16 protein-coding genes and 1 tRNA gene are annotated in these 15684 nt (G+C 67.7%); 6 read left to right on the top strand and 11 right to left on the bottom strand.

Annotated features, from left to right (window positions below; genetic code table 11):
* Window positions 1-311 precede the first annotated feature (311 nt).
* The 3 genes from LAQ74_RS05115 (at window position 312) to LAQ74_RS05105 (ending at window position 1592) form a co-directional block, all read left to right on the top strand.
* The gene (locus tag LAQ74_RS05115; RefSeq protein WP_224335717.1) at window positions 312-557 is read left to right on the top strand and encodes a hypothetical protein; all 246 of its coding nucleotides are present in this window, start codon (window positions 312-314) and stop codon (window positions 555-557) included.
* A gap of 75 nt (window positions 558-632) precedes the next feature.
* Window positions 633-1112 (top strand): SRPBCC family protein, encoded by a 480-nt coding sequence (locus tag LAQ74_RS05110; RefSeq protein ID WP_224335715.1) that lies wholly within the window; start codon window positions 633-635, stop codon window positions 1110-1112.
* 72 nt (window positions 1113-1184) lie between these two features.
* The gene (locus tag LAQ74_RS05105; protein WP_224335713.1) at window positions 1185-1592 is read left to right on the top strand and encodes a VOC family protein; all 408 of its coding nucleotides are present in this window, start codon (window positions 1185-1187) and stop codon (window positions 1590-1592) included.
* Between the two features lie 38 nt (window positions 1593-1630).
* On the opposite strand, the gene LAQ74_RS05100 is transcribed toward LAQ74_RS05105, so the two are convergent.
* The 9 genes from LAQ74_RS05100 to LAQ74_RS05060 all read right to left on the bottom strand — a co-directional run bounded on the left by LAQ74_RS05100 (window position 1631) and on the right by LAQ74_RS05060 (window position 9683).
* Window positions 1631-2563: a DMT family transporter gene (locus LAQ74_RS05100; protein WP_224335711.1), complete on the bottom strand. Its 933-nt coding sequence runs from the start codon at window positions 2561-2563 to the stop codon at window positions 1631-1633.
* Window positions 2564-2617: 54 nt separating this feature from the next.
* A complete protein-coding gene (locus LAQ74_RS05095; protein WP_224335709.1) occupies window positions 2618-3211 on the bottom strand; it encodes an NAD(P)/FAD-dependent oxidoreductase in 594 nt (197 codons plus the stop codon).
* A gap of 48 nt (window positions 3212-3259) precedes the next feature.
* Entirely contained in the window at window positions 3260-4042 is a 783-nt protein-coding gene (locus LAQ74_RS05090) for a class I SAM-dependent methyltransferase (RefSeq protein WP_224335707.1), read from the bottom strand.
* Between the two features lie 139 nt (window positions 4043-4181).
* Entirely contained in the window at window positions 4182-4925 is a 744-nt protein-coding gene (queC, locus tag LAQ74_RS05085; RefSeq protein ID WP_224335701.1) for a 7-cyano-7-deazaguanine synthase QueC, read from the bottom strand.
* Window positions 4926-4942: 17 nt separating this feature from the next.
* Window positions 4943-5737 (bottom strand): 7-carboxy-7-deazaguanine synthase QueE, encoded by a 795-nt coding sequence (locus tag LAQ74_RS05080; RefSeq protein WP_224335698.1) that lies wholly within the window; start codon window positions 5735-5737, stop codon window positions 4943-4945.
* Between the two features lie 2 nt (window positions 5738-5739).
* Window positions 5740-6201, bottom strand: a complete 462-nt coding sequence (locus LAQ74_RS05075) for a 6-pyruvoyl trahydropterin synthase family protein (protein WP_224335697.1) — start codon at window positions 6199-6201, stop codon at window positions 5740-5742.
* A 199-nt stretch (window positions 6202-6400) separates the two neighbouring features.
* A complete protein-coding gene (locus LAQ74_RS05070) occupies window positions 6401-6829 on the bottom strand; it encodes an acyl-CoA thioesterase (RefSeq protein WP_224335692.1) in 429 nt (142 codons plus the stop codon).
* A gap of 385 nt (window positions 6830-7214) precedes the next feature.
* Window positions 7215-7288: transfer RNA gene (locus tag LAQ74_RS05065), tRNA-Tyr, on the bottom strand.
* Window positions 7289-7322: 34 nt separating this feature from the next.
* The gene (locus LAQ74_RS05060; RefSeq protein ID WP_224335690.1) at window positions 7323-9683 is read right to left on the bottom strand and encodes an N-6 DNA methylase; all 2361 of its coding nucleotides are present in this window, start codon (window positions 9681-9683) and stop codon (window positions 7323-7325) included.
* A 222-nt stretch (window positions 9684-9905) separates the two neighbouring features.
* Between LAQ74_RS05060 and LAQ74_RS05055 the strand changes: the two genes are divergently transcribed.
* The gene (locus LAQ74_RS05055) at window positions 9906-10670 is read left to right on the top strand and encodes a hypothetical protein (protein ID WP_224335688.1); all 765 of its coding nucleotides are present in this window, start codon (window positions 9906-9908) and stop codon (window positions 10668-10670) included.
* Between the two features lie 15 nt (window positions 10671-10685).
* Here LAQ74_RS05055 and LAQ74_RS05050 read toward each other — a convergent pair whose 3' ends face one another.
* Window positions 10686-11636, bottom strand: a complete 951-nt coding sequence (locus tag LAQ74_RS05050) for an AIR synthase family protein (protein WP_224335686.1) — start codon at window positions 11634-11636, stop codon at window positions 10686-10688.
* Window positions 11637-11754: 118 nt separating this feature from the next.
* Here LAQ74_RS05050 and LAQ74_RS05045 point away from each other — a divergent pair, with 118 nt between their 5' ends.
* Window positions 11755-12819 carry a pyridoxal-phosphate-dependent aminotransferase family protein gene (locus tag LAQ74_RS05045; protein WP_224335684.1) on the top strand — a complete coding sequence of 355 codons (1065 nt, stop codon included), beginning with the start codon at window positions 11755-11757 and terminating at the stop codon, window positions 12817-12819.
* Between the two features lie 87 nt (window positions 12820-12906).
* Entirely contained in the window at window positions 12907-13341 is a 435-nt protein-coding gene (locus tag LAQ74_RS05040; protein ID WP_224335682.1) for a HalOD1 output domain-containing protein, read from the top strand.
* A gap of 121 nt (window positions 13342-13462) precedes the next feature.
* On the opposite strand, the gene LAQ74_RS05035 is transcribed toward LAQ74_RS05040, so the two are convergent.
* Window positions 13463-15448: a DEAD/DEAH box helicase gene (locus tag LAQ74_RS05035; protein ID WP_224335680.1), complete on the bottom strand. Its 1986-nt coding sequence runs from the start codon at window positions 15446-15448 to the stop codon at window positions 13463-13465.
* Between the last annotated feature and the right edge of the window lie 236 nt (window positions 15449-15684).

Below are 15684 nucleotides of genomic sequence, written 5' to 3'. Positions count from 1 at the left end.
GCGCCGCCCCCGCTGGCGTCCACACACGGAGGATACGACCCATGCCAAACTTCGAAATCCCGATCGATGCCGGCCGAAAGCGCACGCTCGGTCGCGCGTTCGGCGAGCGGGTCGGAGTCCTCCGCGTCTCACTCCTGCCGACGAACCGCGGCGGCAACTGACGCCGCCGACGTCCGTCGACGCGCCTCACGTTCGAGAGCGACCGGTCTCTCCGCCGCCGGTCCTCGCGCCGCTTCGGCCCCCGCTTCCGCTTCGCTCTCGTCGGCGCGACCGTCTCGTTTCCGACGACCAACCACGACTACCAGAGAACGATGTACACAACGTCACAACACCGCAGTACCGCCCAGACGACCACCACGGCCGACCCCACGTTCGGTGTCACCGTCGCGCTCGCCGTCGCTCCCCTGGTGATATTCGTCGCCCTGTCGTACGCGGCGTTCACCGCCGTCTTCGCCGTCGGCGTCCTGACGACGCTGGCCGTCTCGTTCGTCCGGCGTCGCCTCTCGGAGACGACCCGTCGCCGGAAGGCGGGGTTCGACCGCGCGACCCGTGCGTGAACGGGAACCCGCGTTCACTTCCGAGTCTCCGCCACGGACGGCCTTTTGTTTCTCACGCCCCTACTACCGTCACCGATGGCCGTCTACACGCGACGAAGCCGCGTCGCCGCACCGCTCGACGAGGTGTGGGAGTTCTACTCGCGAATCGAGGGGCTGGAAGCGCTGACTCCCGAGTGGATGGCTCTGACCGTCGAGGAGGTCCGCGGCCCCGACGGCGAGGAGAACCCCGACGTCCTCGACACCGGGACCGAGATCCGGATGGCGATGCAACCGCTCGACATCGCGCCGAAGCAGCGGTGGACCTCCGTCATCGTCGAGCGGGAGGAGGGCGACGCCTCGCCGTGGTTCCGCGACGAGATGGTCAGCGGCCCGTTCCAGAAGTGGGCGCACACCCACGAGTTCTACGGCGACGGAGAGGAGACGATAGTGTCGGACACCGTCGAGTACGAACTGCCCGGCGGCGAACTCGGCCGAAAGGCGAGCCCCGCTGGACGAATCGGCTTCGAGCCGATGTTCCGGTACCGACATCGGAAAACGAAACAACTACTGGAGTAGTGTAGAACGTCGCCGCCACTCGACGCCGGGACCGTCCCGTACGACTTTGTCGCGACGCGTCGACTGTCTCGTATGGATCTCTCCGTCGTCGACATCGACCACGTCGCCATCCGCGTTACGGACCTCGACCGCGCGCTCTCGTTTTACCGCGACCTGTTGGGAATGGAAGTTCGCGACCGCGAGCGGTTCGAGGCCGGAGAGGTGCCGTACGTCGCCGTCGTCGCCGGCGGGCGACACGTGCACCTCGTTCCGACCGACGAGGACGACATCGACGTCGGCGGCGAGCACATCTGCCTGCTGCTGCGCTCGAACGAGATGGAGACCGAAGCGGAGATCGAGACGCTGCTCTCGGAACTCCGCGAGGAGGGAGTCGAAGTCGAGGAGGGCGAACCGTACAAGCGCTATGGGGCCTACGGCCGCGACTGGGCGGCCTACGTCCGCGACCCGGACGGGCGACGCGTCGAGTTGAAACTGCACTGAGCACGTGCGACAGACCCAAGAGACCCGAGAGTTCGACGTCAGGCGTCGGCGACGGCGGCTTCGTCGCTCGGAGCGTCTCTGCCGCGCGCCGAGGCGGTGACGTAGATGCCGCCGAGGACGACGGCCCCGCCGGCGAGCGTCGCGGGCGTCGGCACCTGCGAGAGCAACACGAGCGCCAGCAGCGTGCTGCCGACGGGCTCGCCGAGCAGCGAGACGCTGACGACGCTCGATTCGAGGTGCGCGAGCGCCCAGTTGATGACGGTGTGGCCGAACAGCCCCGGACCCAGCGCCATCGCCGCGAACAGGAGCCACTCTTCGGCGGCGTAGTCGAACAGGGGGAGGCCGCGGGCGAGCGTCAGCGCCAGCAGGACGAGCGCGCAGACGCCGTAGACCACGGTGACGTACGGAAATAGCGCGACGCGCTGGCGCAGCGAGCGTCCGGCGAGCACGTATCCGGCCGCGGTGACCGCGCCGACGACGGCGAGCGCGTTGCCGTAGAGGGGGTCCTCGCCGACGACCGCGGCGCCGGTGAGAAAGTCGCCGAGCGACATGACGACCATCCCGACGAGTGCGATTGCGATGCCGACGACGGTCCGGCCGGTGACGCGTTCGTCCAGCAGCGCCCACGCGCCGAGGGCGACGAACAGCGGTTGCGCCTGCACGAGCGTCACGCTCGCGGCGACTGAGGTCCAGTCGAGGCTCTCGAACCACGAGGCGAAGTGTAGCGCCAGCGCCGCGCCCGAGACACCGGCGAAGAACAGGTCGCGACGACTTATTCGGGCGAAATCGCCGCCGTTGCGGGCGAGCGCGACGGGGGCGACGAGCGCGAGCGTGAACAGCACGCGGTAGAACGCTTTGACGAGGCTCGGTGCCTCGCTCCACGTGACGAGGATGGCGCTGGTGCTGACTGCCAGAATCGCGACGGCGAGTCCGGCCAGCGGCGAAACGCGGGCCTCGGCGTCGAACTGCACGTGACGCCCGACGAACAGCGGACGTTTACCGGTTGCGAATGCGGTAGTCAGAACTCACGTGGCGGAGCGTTTTCCGTCGTCCGCGTCCCTGTCCGCGTCAGCGTAGTCGAAGTCGTGAAACGGGGCTCCCCGGACCTCGCTCAGGATGTCGAGTGCGGCGGCCGCCCCGTCGCCGGCCGAGATGATCGCCTGTACTTTCTCTCCGCGAGCGACCCACCCGGCGGCGTAGACGCCGGCGACGCTCGTCCGGCCGTCTCTGTCGGCGACGACGGTACCGTCGGCGGTGCGGTCGCAGCCCAACTCGGCGGCGAGTTCGCGCGCCCGACCCGAGGCGAGGACGACGTAGTCGGCGGCGCACTCGCCCGCGTCGGTCGTGACGACGAACTCCGAGCCGTCTTTCAGCAGCCCCGTCACGGTCTCGTGTCGCCAGTCGACGCCGTAGCGGTCGACCTGTCGCCGCGCGCGCTCGACGAACGCCGTACCGTCGACGCCGTCGCTCTCGCCGACGCCGAGGTAGTTGAACAGCCGCGCGCGGTGCATCGGCGTCGCGTCGGTGTCGAACACGGTCACTTCGAGCCCGTTTTTGGCCGCGAACAACGCGGCGCTGAGCCCGGCCGGTCCCCCGCCGACGACAGCCACGTGTGTCATACGTGTACAGAGGTCGTAGACGGTGATAAGAACTCTCGGCCTCCCGCGTTACGCGACGGCCCGCAGCAGGACCTTGCGGTTCGAGAACGCGCGAACGTCGTCGCCGTCGAGTTCGATCTCGTACAGGTCGCGCGCCGCGTCGGGCGCGTTTCGAAATCGGCGTTCGAGTTCCGCACGGTCGGCGGCCGGAACGTCGGTGCGTTCGACCCACGGTCCGTATTCGAGACGCATCTTCGTCACCGCCGACTCGGCGACGGACAGGCCGACCGATTCGAATCGCTCGCGCCACCGCGACTCCGAATACAGCGAGACGTGCGTCGGGTCGCGGATGCGCTCTACCCCGTCGAGGAACGCCGCGAGGTCGTCGTCTTCGGGCGCGACGTTGTCCTCGAAGGCGAGGACGCCGCCCGGTTCGAGCACTCTGGCGACCTCCGAGGCGAACGCCTCGGGGTCGGGGAAGTGGTGGGCGGCGATACGACACGTAAGGGCGTCGAACGCGTCGTCCGCGAACGGGAGGCGCTCGGCGTCGGCGACGACGCCCGAGACGCGGTACTCGCGCGTCGCGGTGGCGACCATCTCCGGCGCGATGTCGGCGGCGACCACCTCGGGGACGCCCCCGTCGGCGAGCGCTCCCGCGGTGTGACCTGCGCCCGTCGCCACGTCGAGCGCGCGGTCGGCACCGGTGCACCACTCGGCGAGGGTCTGCAGGTCGTCGCCGTCGCCGCGACGGTGGACGTCGCTGTCGAAGTACGCCGAGGCCGCGCGTCCGAACGAGCGCGCGTTCTCGCGCTTTCGGCCCGTGCCGGCGTCCGACTCGGTGCGTTCGGTCATCGCTCGTCGGTCGTGCGGAGGCGTGAAAACGATGGGTGGTCGCGGCGAATCACCGGTGGTCGCGGGGGGTCGCTACGCGGAAGTCGACCGACGAATCAATACGGTTGGCTCGGCGAATCAGTACGGCTGACTCGGCGAATCAGTCGGCGTACTGCGGCCGTTCGGCGTACTCGATGGGGTCGCGGACGCCGACGTTCTGGAACGCCTGCAGCCGATAGGCGCAGGAGTCGCAGGTGCCGCAGGCGGGTTCCTCGGCGCGGTAGCAGCTCCAGGTGTGCTCGAACGGGACGCCGAGTTCGACGCCGCGGGCGGCGATGTCGGTCTTCGAGTCGTTCACGAACGGAACCTCGACCGAGACGTTCGTCTCGGGTTTCGTCCCCACGTCGACCATCGCCTCGAACGCCTCGAAGAACGCCGGGCGGCAGTCGGGGTAGCCCGCGTAGTCCTCGGAGTGCGCGCCGACGAAGACGGCCTCGCAGTCGGTGGCTTCGGCGTACGAGACGGCCATCGACAGCAGGTTCGCGTTGCGGAACGGGACGTAGGTGTCCGGGATGTCGTCGCTCTCGGTGTCCGCGTCCGCGACGGCCATCGCGTCGTCGGTGAGGCTCGACGCGCCGATGCGCTTCAGGTGGTCAGTCTCGATGTGCAGGAAGTCGCGCGCGCCCATCTCGTCGGCGAGTTTCCTCGCGCAGTCGTACTCTCTGGTCTCGGTCTTCTGGCCGTAGGAGGTGTGCAGGAAGTAGAGGTCGTAGCCGCGCCCCTCCGCCTCGTAGGCGGTCGTCGCGCTGTCCATCCCGCCGGAGACGAGCACGACGGCGCGTTTCTCGCTGGTGTCGTCGTCGGTCGGGGTCGAATCTGCGTTTTCGGAGTTGTCGGGATTCATCGGTGAGTGAGGGAGGGTTATTTTTCGGGCGCGTCGTTCCACAGATCGACGTGGATTCGGGGAGTGTAGCGGTAGCCGTGTTCGAGCGCCAGGTCGGCGACGGTGGCGCGCGTGGCGTCCAACTGTTCGCGGGTCTGCCCTTCGGGCATCAACAGCACGTCGTCGTCGTAGATGGGCATGTTCGACGCCTCGCGGAGGTCGGCGACCAGCGTCTCGATTTCGGGCATGTCGTCGACACCGGTGACGACGAACTTCAACTGGAAGTCGAAGCGGTCGACGAGCGTCGCGAGCGCGTCGAGGTCGATGCGGCGCTTCTCGTGGCGCTCGGTCCACTCGCCCTCACCCGTGGGGTCGCGTTCGGGCGTCGGCGTACTGCTCGCGAGTTTCGGGCTGATACTCGCCAGGTCGACCGGTGCGTCGGGGACGATGGTTCCGTTGGTCTCGACGGTGGTGTGGTAGCCTCGCTCGGCGAGTTCTTCGAGAAGCGTCGCCGACGCGTCGTGAATCAGCGGTTCGCCGCCCGTCAGGACGACGTGGTCGGCGTCGAACGACTCGATTTCCGCCAGAATCTCGTCGAGGCCCATCCACGCGTGGGTCGGCTCCCACGAGGTGTGATAGGAGTCGCAGAACCAGCAGCGGAGGTTACAGCCGCTGGTCCGGACGAAGACGCTCGGGACGCCCGCGAGTTTCCCCTCTCCCTGCAGCGAGACGAACAACTCGTTTATCGGGAGCGCGTCGCCGTCGGGGGCGTCGGCGGCGAGTCGCTCAGCGCCGCCGCGTTCGCGGTCGTCGACGTTCGAGGTGACGGGCATGGTCAGAAACCGCCACCACAGAGTTCGCTCGTCTCGCTCACCTCGACGGCGACGTCACGGACGGTGTCGGGCAACGCCTCGGAGAGCTTCTCCTCCAAGAGGACGCTCATCACTTCGGCGGTTGGCGGCGCGTCGAGAACGACCGTCGCGTCGGCGTCGCCGGCGGCGGCGAACGCCTCGACCAGCGGGTCGCCGTCTTCGAGGAGGAACATGTGGTCCCATTCGTCGATAATCGCCGTGACCTCGCCCTTGTCGACGACCCACCCCTCCTCGGTGAGCTCGCCGACGAGGCGGACCGAAATCTCGTAGTTGTGACCGTGCGGGCGGCTACACTTCCCGTCGTGGTGCATGAGACGGTGACCCGCGCTGATGCGGATGGGCCGGTCGCGGCCGATGTGGAGGACTCGCTCGCCGGCGCGGGAGGCGAGATCATCCGAGTCGTCTTCGAGTACGCTCCGAGTCATATCCGGAGAATATCGCTTCCAGTATAAATGCGTGGCGTCAGCTCGCCCGGAGGCGTTCTTCGGGGAGCATCTCCAGAGAGTTGAGAGTGGTGACAGAGGTGGCGAAGTGAGCAGAGGTGACGAAGTGAGCAGAGTCGACAAATTCGAGAATGCCCATAAATTTTGCAAAGTTCACGAATTGCACAGATCCCACGTCGTCTCAGTCGAGCGCCGGTTCGTGGTCGACGAGTCGCTCCCGCCACGCCGTCGGCACCGGCGTCGGACGATGGGTCTCGGGGTCGATGACGACCTGCGTCGTCTCGGCGGTGGCGGCCGTCTCGTCGTCCGCGCGTAGTTCGTACGCCATCGTGAAACTCGACTCGCCGAGGGTCGTCACCGCGACGGCCACCGTGAGATCGTCGTCGAACGTGATGGGCTTCCGGTAGTCGAGTTCGAGGTTGGCGACGACCATCGGGACGTCGTCGCCGGTGAAGCCGAGCACGTCGCGGAGGTAGCGGATGCGCGCCTGCTCACAGTAACTGGCGTGGACGGCGTGGTTGACGTGGCCGAGCGGGTCGAGGTCGCGGAAGCGGACTTCGAGGTCGATCTCGTAGGCGAACGCTGGCATCGGCGAGAGTCGTCCGTCCATCGGGTAAACGACGGCGATTCGGGTCGGAAGCACGACTCGAAACGGTCGGGATGCCACTCTCGGCGGCTATCTGTCGGGTGGTTACTCCGCTACTCGCGGTGGATGTCCGCTCGCCCCGTCCTCGTGAGCGAAGCGAGACCGAAGGTCGCGCAGGCCGTGCGGACGACTTTCGGGCCGTCCGCAGACGAAGCGAACGAGGGCTCGTGACGAGCGAAAGCGAAGTCACGGTGATTTGAACTCGGTCGTTCCCGTTCGCTCGCTCCGCTTGCTCACCTCCCTGCTCAAATCGGGTCGAGATGGACGTGTTACTGGTCACTTCGTTCGCAGGAGAGCAGTCCTTCACATTCAGCACAGATTCGCTTCGCTCACTAGTGCTGAAGTTCAGTCCGCTCTCCCCGATTTGAACGGGGGACAAGCCGATCTACAGTCGGCTGCTCTGCCAGGCTGAGCTAAGAGCGGTACCTGAAGATAGGTCGACTGTCGAACTTAAGAATTACTCATCGCGCTCGGCGAGCAACCGCTCGACGGCGCGGTCGAGGTCGCCTATCACGGCCTCCAGTTCGGGAATCGTCGTCCGGTTGTACTCGCGCTTGCTCACGTCGACGTGGTCGGGGACGATGCCGTGCGCTCGCTCCGAGCAGTCGGCGATACGTCGAAACAGCGGGTCGTCGTGCCACTCGGGCAGGTAGAGCTTCGAGACGGTGCTCTTCGAGAGGCTCGCCTTCCCCTTCCCACCGATGTCGCGCAGGCAACGCTGGTAGGGCGCGGAGTTGAGCAACCCGCAGAGCAGGTGCGCCTCCCGACGGTCGTCGGTGGCGACGAACATGCAGTGGTCGCCGGGAACGACCGTTTTCTCCCCGAGTTCCGGGTCGTCGACCGCCGAGACGACGACGAAGTGGGGTTTGAACCCCAGTCGACACCAGACGACCTTGTAGTCGGCCCACGTGTACGGCCCGAGTCCGAAGAGGTTGTAGAAGGGGCCGCCGTCGAACCACGTCGACGCCCGCGTGTCGAGCGTCTCGCGGTGGTCGTCGAGGTAGTCGTACGTCCGCGGACAGTCGCGGGCGAGCGCCGCCTCGTTCCCCTCGTTCGTCCGCCGCTGGGGGACGAGGTGGCGGTCGTAGCCGAACAGCCCGAACTTGACGACGTGCTTCGACCGGAGGTACGGGTAGACGTGGTCGGGCTCCAGCGCCGAGAGCACCTCGTCGTCGACGGTGAACACCGCCTTCGCGTCGTCTTTGAGTCCGTGGCGAATCTCGTGGGCGCAGGGGCCGAGCGCCGCTCGCTCGGCGTCGACGCGGACCCACGACTCCGCGGAGTCGTCGGCGTCGACGGGAGCGAGTCCCGTCGTCTCCGCGTCGAGCGTCCGATGCATCCCGTCGAGGGTGGCGAAAACCGGCGCGGCGTCGACGTTAGCGTAAGTGGCCTCGTCGCCGTCGCGGCCGTCGTCACGTGCCCGCCACGTTCGGAGACTCACCGGAAACTCGGTGTCGTCGTCGGCCGTGAACCGATACAGGGCCGCGGCCGCGCGCACCTGGTCGCCGAACGGCGAGAGGTCGCCGAAGTCCTCGACACGACGCAGCGAGAGCGGCCGGTCGCCGACGCGCAGTTGGCGAAGGAGTCGCCCCGCCGGACCGCTTCGCAGGTCGCGTTTGAGCACGAACGCCGCGTGACCGTTCGCTTCGAGATAGCGCTCGATGCAGACCCAGACGAACGGGACCGACAGGTCGTCGTTGCCGTGGCCGAGCAGTCGCTCGGCCCCCCGCCGCGGGAAGAGACCCAGTCGGTCGATGTGGCGCGAGCGCCACCGCGACCGAGCGCGGTCGTCGAGTCGTTCCCACGTCAACCACGGCGGGTTGCCGACGAGCACGTCGGCGCGGAGGTCGGTCGTCGGAGGCGAGCGGACAGGCTCTGCGACCGGTTCCTCGTGTAACCCCAGCGAGTCGCCGAGGTGGACGGGCAGTTCGACCGTCGGCGAGTCGGCAGCCGAGAGAAGCGGCGTCAACGCGAGGAGGTACGCGAGGCGAGCACAGCGGACGGCGACGGGGTTGAGGTCGACGCCGACGACGGTCGACGTGATTCGGTCGAGCGCCTGCCGGGGTGCGAGCCCCGAGAGCGCCGCCCGTTTCCGGTCGATAGCTGCGGCGAGGAAGACGCCGGCACCGCACGCCGGATCCAACACCGTCTCGTCGGCGCAGTCGTCCGGAAGGGCGAGGTCGGCGAGACCGCGAGGCGTGTAGTACTCGCCGAGAGCGAGTCGCGCGCGCCGCGAGACGATTCGTTCGTACAGCGCACCCACGGTGTCGGTGTCCAACGAATCGAGTGTATCGGCGTCCGCCGATTCGACACGTAGGAGTCGCGCCGTGTCCTCGTCGCGGAGGTCGGTTCGGATCCGTCGGTGGACGGCGTCGAACGTCGGTCCGAAGTCGGCGTCGACGTCGACGTCGACGCAGGCGGGCGCAGGCGGAGACGCGCAGTCGACGTCGAACGCGGTTTCGACCGCGCCGACGAGACCCGAGACCACGAAATCGACGGCCAGCGCGTCGAGAAAAAGCGTGCGCTCGCCGGAGGTGAGCGCGTCTGCGACACGACGAGGGCCGTGCTCGGATTCCGTCGCCATCTCGGGCGTCACCTCCGCCTCGGATTCCGCATCCGGTTCGTCGTCGACCGCCGCCTCGGTGTCGGATTCGAAGATGCTTCCGTGATAGTGTCTCACGAACGCTACCCACGTGTTCGCCGCGTCGACGACAGCGGGGTCGTCCGCGTGGAGGCGCGCCCGCGCCGTGCGCCGGTACGCCTCGCAGAGCGCTTCGGCGGCCGTGAGAAGCGCCGCGGACGGACCCGATGCGCTCATCGTCGCGGTGACGGCTGCGCGAGCGGGTCAGCCGACCGTCCGGAGACGGGGGGCGAGTCAGCCGACCGTGCGAGCGGGTCGACCGACCGCGCGGAGACGGCGAGCGGGACGGAAATCACAGTTCTCGTGGACGGTCTCTCGGGAGCTACTTAACGGTAGCCACACGCGCCACGACGACCCGAGTGCAGAGCGTTGATTACGCCGCCGCACCGTCGGTTCGGCATGACCGACGAGCGACAGGCGACGTTCGGGTCCGACGGGAGTCTGCAGGCCGACACGCCGCCGGAGGCGACCGGCGAGAACGATTTCGGCGAACGGAAGGAGGAGAACGAGACCGACGGCGGCTACAGCCGATACGTCGTGTCGAGTCTGCTCCAGAAGGCCGTCCGGCGCTCCGACGAGGAGGTCGCCGCGTGGGCGGCGTGGGAGCTCGCGCGCTCGGGGTTCGGCTGGAACCTCTGGGACCGACTCAACCTCTACGTCGTCGAGGACCTCCGCGCCGGCGACGAGGTGGCGCTCACCATCGAACGCTACGAGGAACTCGCGACCGACCGGTGGTCGATGGACTCGTGGGAGGGTCGTCTCTGTGCGATTCACGCCGCGTTGGCGGCGGCGCGCGCCCCGTCGACGCGCGAGGCCTCGAACGCCGACGAGTACTTTCGCAAAGTGGCCGAAGAGCGCGCGGCGGCGCGCGAACGCGGCGAGAAACCCGCGCACGACTTCCCGGTCGGCGACCTCGAAGTCGGCGGCAAATTCGACGCCGTCTTCGACGGCCACACCGGCGAGGGCTCGAAACGCGGCCGCGGCACGGCGTTCTTCAAGACCCGCGGCGCGCGCGTCGGTCCCGAGGGCGAAAGCGAGTTAAGCGCCCGCTGGCAGCGACTCGCGATGGTGCTCGACGACATCGAGTATACGGAGGAGGAGATTCGCCGCGCCGTCGAACCGGTCGACCCCGACGCGCAGTGGGAGGAGCCCGAGGAGTCCTGAACCGCTCTTTCTCACCTACTCCCAGAGCGCGTACATGTCGTCCTCCGGCGGCGACGCGAAGAACTCGTCGCCGAGGCGGAGGCCCGTCGCTCCGGTCTCTCGTTCCACGGTTCCGATTTCGGTCGCGTCGATGCCTGCTTCGTCCAGCGCAGCGAGCGCGTCGTCGGCGACGTCTTCGGTGACGGTCGCGGCGAGTGCCCCCGAACCGAGAATCCGAAGCGGGTCGACGTCTACCGCTTTGCAGAGTCGTCGAGTCTCGTCGCGGACGGGGATGTCGTCGGGGTCGACCGAGAGCACGGCGTCGCTGGCCACGGCCATCTCGGTGAGACCGGCGACGACGCCGCCTTCGGTCGGGTCGTGCATCGCCGTCGCGAACGGCGCGAGCGCCGCCGCGTCGGGGATGACGCTGAGTTCGTCGAAGAACGCTGTCGCGTCGGCGACGTCCAAGTCGTCGGCGAAGTCGGACGCGAGCACGGCGGTCCCCTCGACGCCCGCGGCTTTCGTGAGGAGAACGCGGTCGCCGGGTCGTGCGCCGCCGGTCGGGACGTAGCTGTCGGCGGTCCCGGCACAGGTCAGCGAGAGGAGTGGACGCGAGAGCGCCAAGACCGATTCCGTGTGGCCGCCGACGATGGTGATACCGAGTCGTTCGGCTTCGGTGTCGAGCTGCGCGGTGACGGTGTCGAGCAGCGCCGGGTCGTCGTCGGGCAAGAGAATCGTGCAGGTCAACCACTCCGGAACCCCGCCACAGGCGGCGACGTCGTTCGAGACGATGGCGACGCCGAGCGTGCCGATTCGCTCCGCCGCCAGCGAGATGGGGTCGCTGCTGACGACGAGCGTCTCGCCGCCGACGCGCACGGCGGCGGCGTCCTCGCCGAACGCCGGGCCGACGAGCAGGTCGTCGTTCGGTGCGCCCGTCCGCGAGAAGACGTAGGCGGCGAGGTCTTCGGGCGTGAACTTGCCGGTCATGAGCCAAAATGCGGACGGACGGGTGATGTGTCTTCCCGTCGCCGACGGGTGAAGAGAGCGACGACGAGCCCGCGTTCGCCACCGACGGGCTAAAGTTCCGCAGGACAGAGACACGAGTATGTTACTCACACCCGGTCCGACCGCCGTTCCCGAACCCGTCCGCCGTGCGATGGCGCGCGAGCAACCGAACCCCGACGTCGAAGAGCGGTTCCGCGTCCGCTACGAGGACCTCACCGAGAAACTCGCCGAGGTGTACGACACCGATCACGATGTCGTCGTCCTCGGCGGCGAGGGGATTCTGGGGCTGGAAGCCGCCATCGCCTCGCTCGTCGAACCCGGCGATCGGGTGCTCTGCATCTCGAACGGTCTCTACGGCGACGGTTTCGTCGACTTCGTCGAGAGCTACGGCGGCGAACCCGTCCACGTCGGCGTCGAGTACACCGAAGCGCTCGACGTCGACGCCGTGAAGGCGATCCTCGAAAAGAGCGAGGAGATGGGCAAACCGTTCGAACTCGCGACGATGGTTCACTGCGAGACGCCGACAGGGACGCTCACGAACCTCGACCCGGTGCTCGACGTGCTCGACGACTATGGCGTGCTCTCCGTCGTCGACGCCGTCTCGTCGCTCGGGGGGACTCCCGTTCCGACCGAGCGAATCGACGTCTGTCTGGGCGGCTCGCAGAAGTGTTTCAGCGCGCCGCCGGGACTGACGACGGCCGCCATAAGCGATGAGGCGTGGGCAGCGATGGAGGCGCGGGATCCGCCGTCGCTGTACACGAACTTTCTCCCGTGGCGCAACGTGAGCGAGGGGTTCCCGTACACGCACCTCGCGGCCAACGTCGCCGCGCTCGACGTCGCGGTTGACCTGCTGTTGGAGGACGGTCTGGACGCGGTGTACGGTCGCCACGTCGCCGCCGCCGAAGTGTGTCGTGAGCGCGGTGCGGAGATGGGGTTGGAACCCTTCACCGACGGCGCTCGTCCGTCGCCGACGGTGACGGCGTTTCACGTTCCCGGCCGAGCGGCCACGTTGCAACAGCGGTTAGCCGACGAGCACGACGTGGTCCTCTCGACGGGGCTTGCTGACCTCGCGGACGACATCATTCGGGTCGGACACATGGGTTACGGGGCCGATATCGAGAAGGTCGACCGGGCGATGGACGCGCTCGAAGTGGTCCTCGCGTAGTCGGTTCGCGGAACTTGCTTGCGTGGTTAGGCGTACTGATTATATACTTGGCGCCCCTTCTCATTCCGGGAGCAAAGGTAGAATAATATGCCCGGGCAGTTCGACGGACCGAGAGACATCGGCTACGACCCCGCGAGGGAGTGCTACAGTATCGAGTACGACCGAACCCGAGACCCCCCGAGCATCGAACTCATCGTCGCGATAGCGACCATCGAAGACAGAGGCACCGACGAGGTTGAACCGCTGTACGAGACGATAGACCCCGACGCGCTCGACGCCATCTTTCGAGAGGAGTCGGAGGCCACCGCCCACCGGAACGGCCGCCTCTCGTTCGTCTTCAGCGGACGTGAGGTGACGGTGTGGGCCGAGGGTCGAATCGACATCGCTCTCACCGACGCGGAACGCGAGCGAGCGACCGCCGCAAGCGATGCGGACGGCCCCGAGTCCGAGGAACAAGACGGCGTGAACTGGGGCCGGGACCCGACCGGCACCGAGGAGAGTGAGGATACGTCGATGCGATGAACCGGGCGGCGTCGAGAGGAGAAGCACTCGGGGAAATTGTCAGAGAAACTCCCTCAGGCGACAGTATCTCGGACGGAATCGCCCGTTCGCGACGTTCGGGGACGACAGTCAAAGGACGCCATCACTCCTTGCCGCCGGTGGGCCACGCGCCCGCCTCGCGGACGCGGATCCCCTTCTCGGCGAGGTGACGGAGCTGTCGCTCGGCGAAATCCTCCTCGGGAGAGCCGCGGGTGGCGAGCACGTACATGACCGCGTTGCCGACGGGGCGCATCGTCCGGCCGGCGCGCTGTGCACCTTGCCGACGCGACCCGCCGAGACCGGAGGCGACGATGGCGATTTCGGCGTTCGGCAGGTCGATACCTTCGTCGCCGACGCGGGAGACGACCAGCGTCCGAAGGTCGCCATCGCGGAACTGCTGGAGCAGTCGCTGGCGTCGGTAGTGTGGCATCTCCCCGCTGATGAACGGGACGTCGAGCGCCTCGGCGACCGCCTCGCCCTGTTCGAGCCAGTCGACGAAGATCAGGGCTTTGGCGTCGAGATGTTTGCCGCGCAGATGTCTGACCTCGTCGACTTTCGCGGGGTTGAGCGCCGCGAGTGTGTACCGCTCGCGGCCGTCGGCGCTGCGGTACTCGTTCTCGGCCATCTCGTCGGTCCACGGGACGTACCGAATCTCTACCTCCGGTTCCTGGACGAAGCCGGCGTCGAACAGTTTCCCCCAGTCGGTGCCGATGGGCGGCCCGACGAGCGTGAAGATGTCCCCCTCCTTGTCGTCTTCGCGGATGGGCGTCGCAGAGAGACCGAGTCGGTGTTTCGTCTGGAGGTCGGCGCTGCGTCTGAACACCCGACTCGGGATGTGGTGGACCTCGTCGTAGACGATGAGCCCCCACGCGCGCGAGTCGAACAGTTGGCGGTGGCGGTCCATCCCCGCGGTCTGGTAGGTGGCGATGGTGACCGGCCGAACCTCCTTTTTCCCGCCGTGGTACTCGCCGATCTGGTCGGCCGTGAGCGTCGTGTGCTCGAGCAGTTCCTGTCGCCATTGGCTCGCGAGTTCGCGACTCGGCACGAGCACGAGCGTCTCGCCGCCGACGGCCGCGAGCACGCCCATGGCCGCGATGGTCTTGCCGCTGCCCGGCGGCCCGACGAGGACGCCCGAGCGCTGGTCGACGAACCGGTCGACCCAGTCCCGCTGGTAGTCGCGGAGGTCGACGGCGAGGTCGGTTTCGAGCGGGTCGCCGGTGTCGAGGTCCCGTTCGTCCTTGACGGGGTAGCCCGCCTCGTAGAGGATGCGCTTGATGGCCGCCTCCTCACCCTCGCGGACCCAGCTTTCGGTGTCGGAGATGGGGGCGTGGAGGTGCTGTTCGGAGAGTTTCTCGCGGGCGACGTTGCCCATCAGGTCCTCGTTGACCGCTTCGAGGACGACGTAGCCGTCCTCGTGCGTTCGCAGGGTGAACTGGTGGGCGCGCTTCCACTGGCGCTCGGCCCACTCCTCGAGATGTGGCGAGCGTCGCGGCAGCACCGACCGCATGCTTCTGAGGAGCCCCTCGAACTCGTCGAAGGGGGCCTGCCAGATGTCCTCGGTTCGAATCGTGTAGAGGTAGCCGCGTTCGTCGGCGTCGCCGCCGGTCGTGTCGACGAGGTGGGCGAACTGCGACAGTTGCGCGCGGGTGTACTGTTTCGGTCGGTCGACGACGATTTCTCGACGTTCGGGGAAGACGATGACCCGCTCGCGCGTAGCGACGTCGCCCCACTGCGTCGGGTACCAGACGACGGGGTCGGATTCGACGTCGACGCGCTGAACGGTTCCGGCGTCGGCCAGCGCTTCGAGCGCGTCGGCGGCAGTCGCCTGCGGGATGTCGAGATGGCGAGCGATCTGTTGGGCGGTGGCGAGCGGGCGTCCCTCCGTCTGTAGCGCGTCGTAGAACGAGTCGAGGGTGACGGGGTCTTCAGTCATCTCGTCGACCGCGGTGGCTTCGGCGGCTTCGATGATTTCGTCGTCCGCTGCGTCTTCGGCGCCGGTGGCGCGTTCCGGGGAAGAAGCGTCCGTCTCGGGGTCTGACGGGTCCGTTTCCGCGGTTTCGCGAGCGTCGTCCCCGTAGTCGTCGTTCATCGTCCGGGCTACGGACGCGGGCGGAAAACCGTTTCCGACTCCGGTGGTGTCGTGGATGAGTCGTCTCTGGTATGCGGATGGGTCGTCTCTGGTGTGCGGACGGGGGAACTACACGAACGACGGCGCGCGACCGCTGGCGTCGATGTTCGAGGACACAGAGTCGGCGTAGAATTCGAGGTTGTCCAAGACCGGAGCCCGTCCAGCGGAGAGTTCGAAGCGGAGTGGATGGTCGGAGA

It is taken from the genome of Haloprofundus halobius (assembly GCF_020097835.1).
Taxonomy (GTDB): domain Archaea; phylum Halobacteriota; class Halobacteria; order Halobacteriales; family Haloferacaceae; genus Haloprofundus; species Haloprofundus halobius.
The sequence above is the reverse complement of the archived record's forward strand: the minus strand, read 5'-3'. Positions and strand labels throughout refer to the sequence as shown.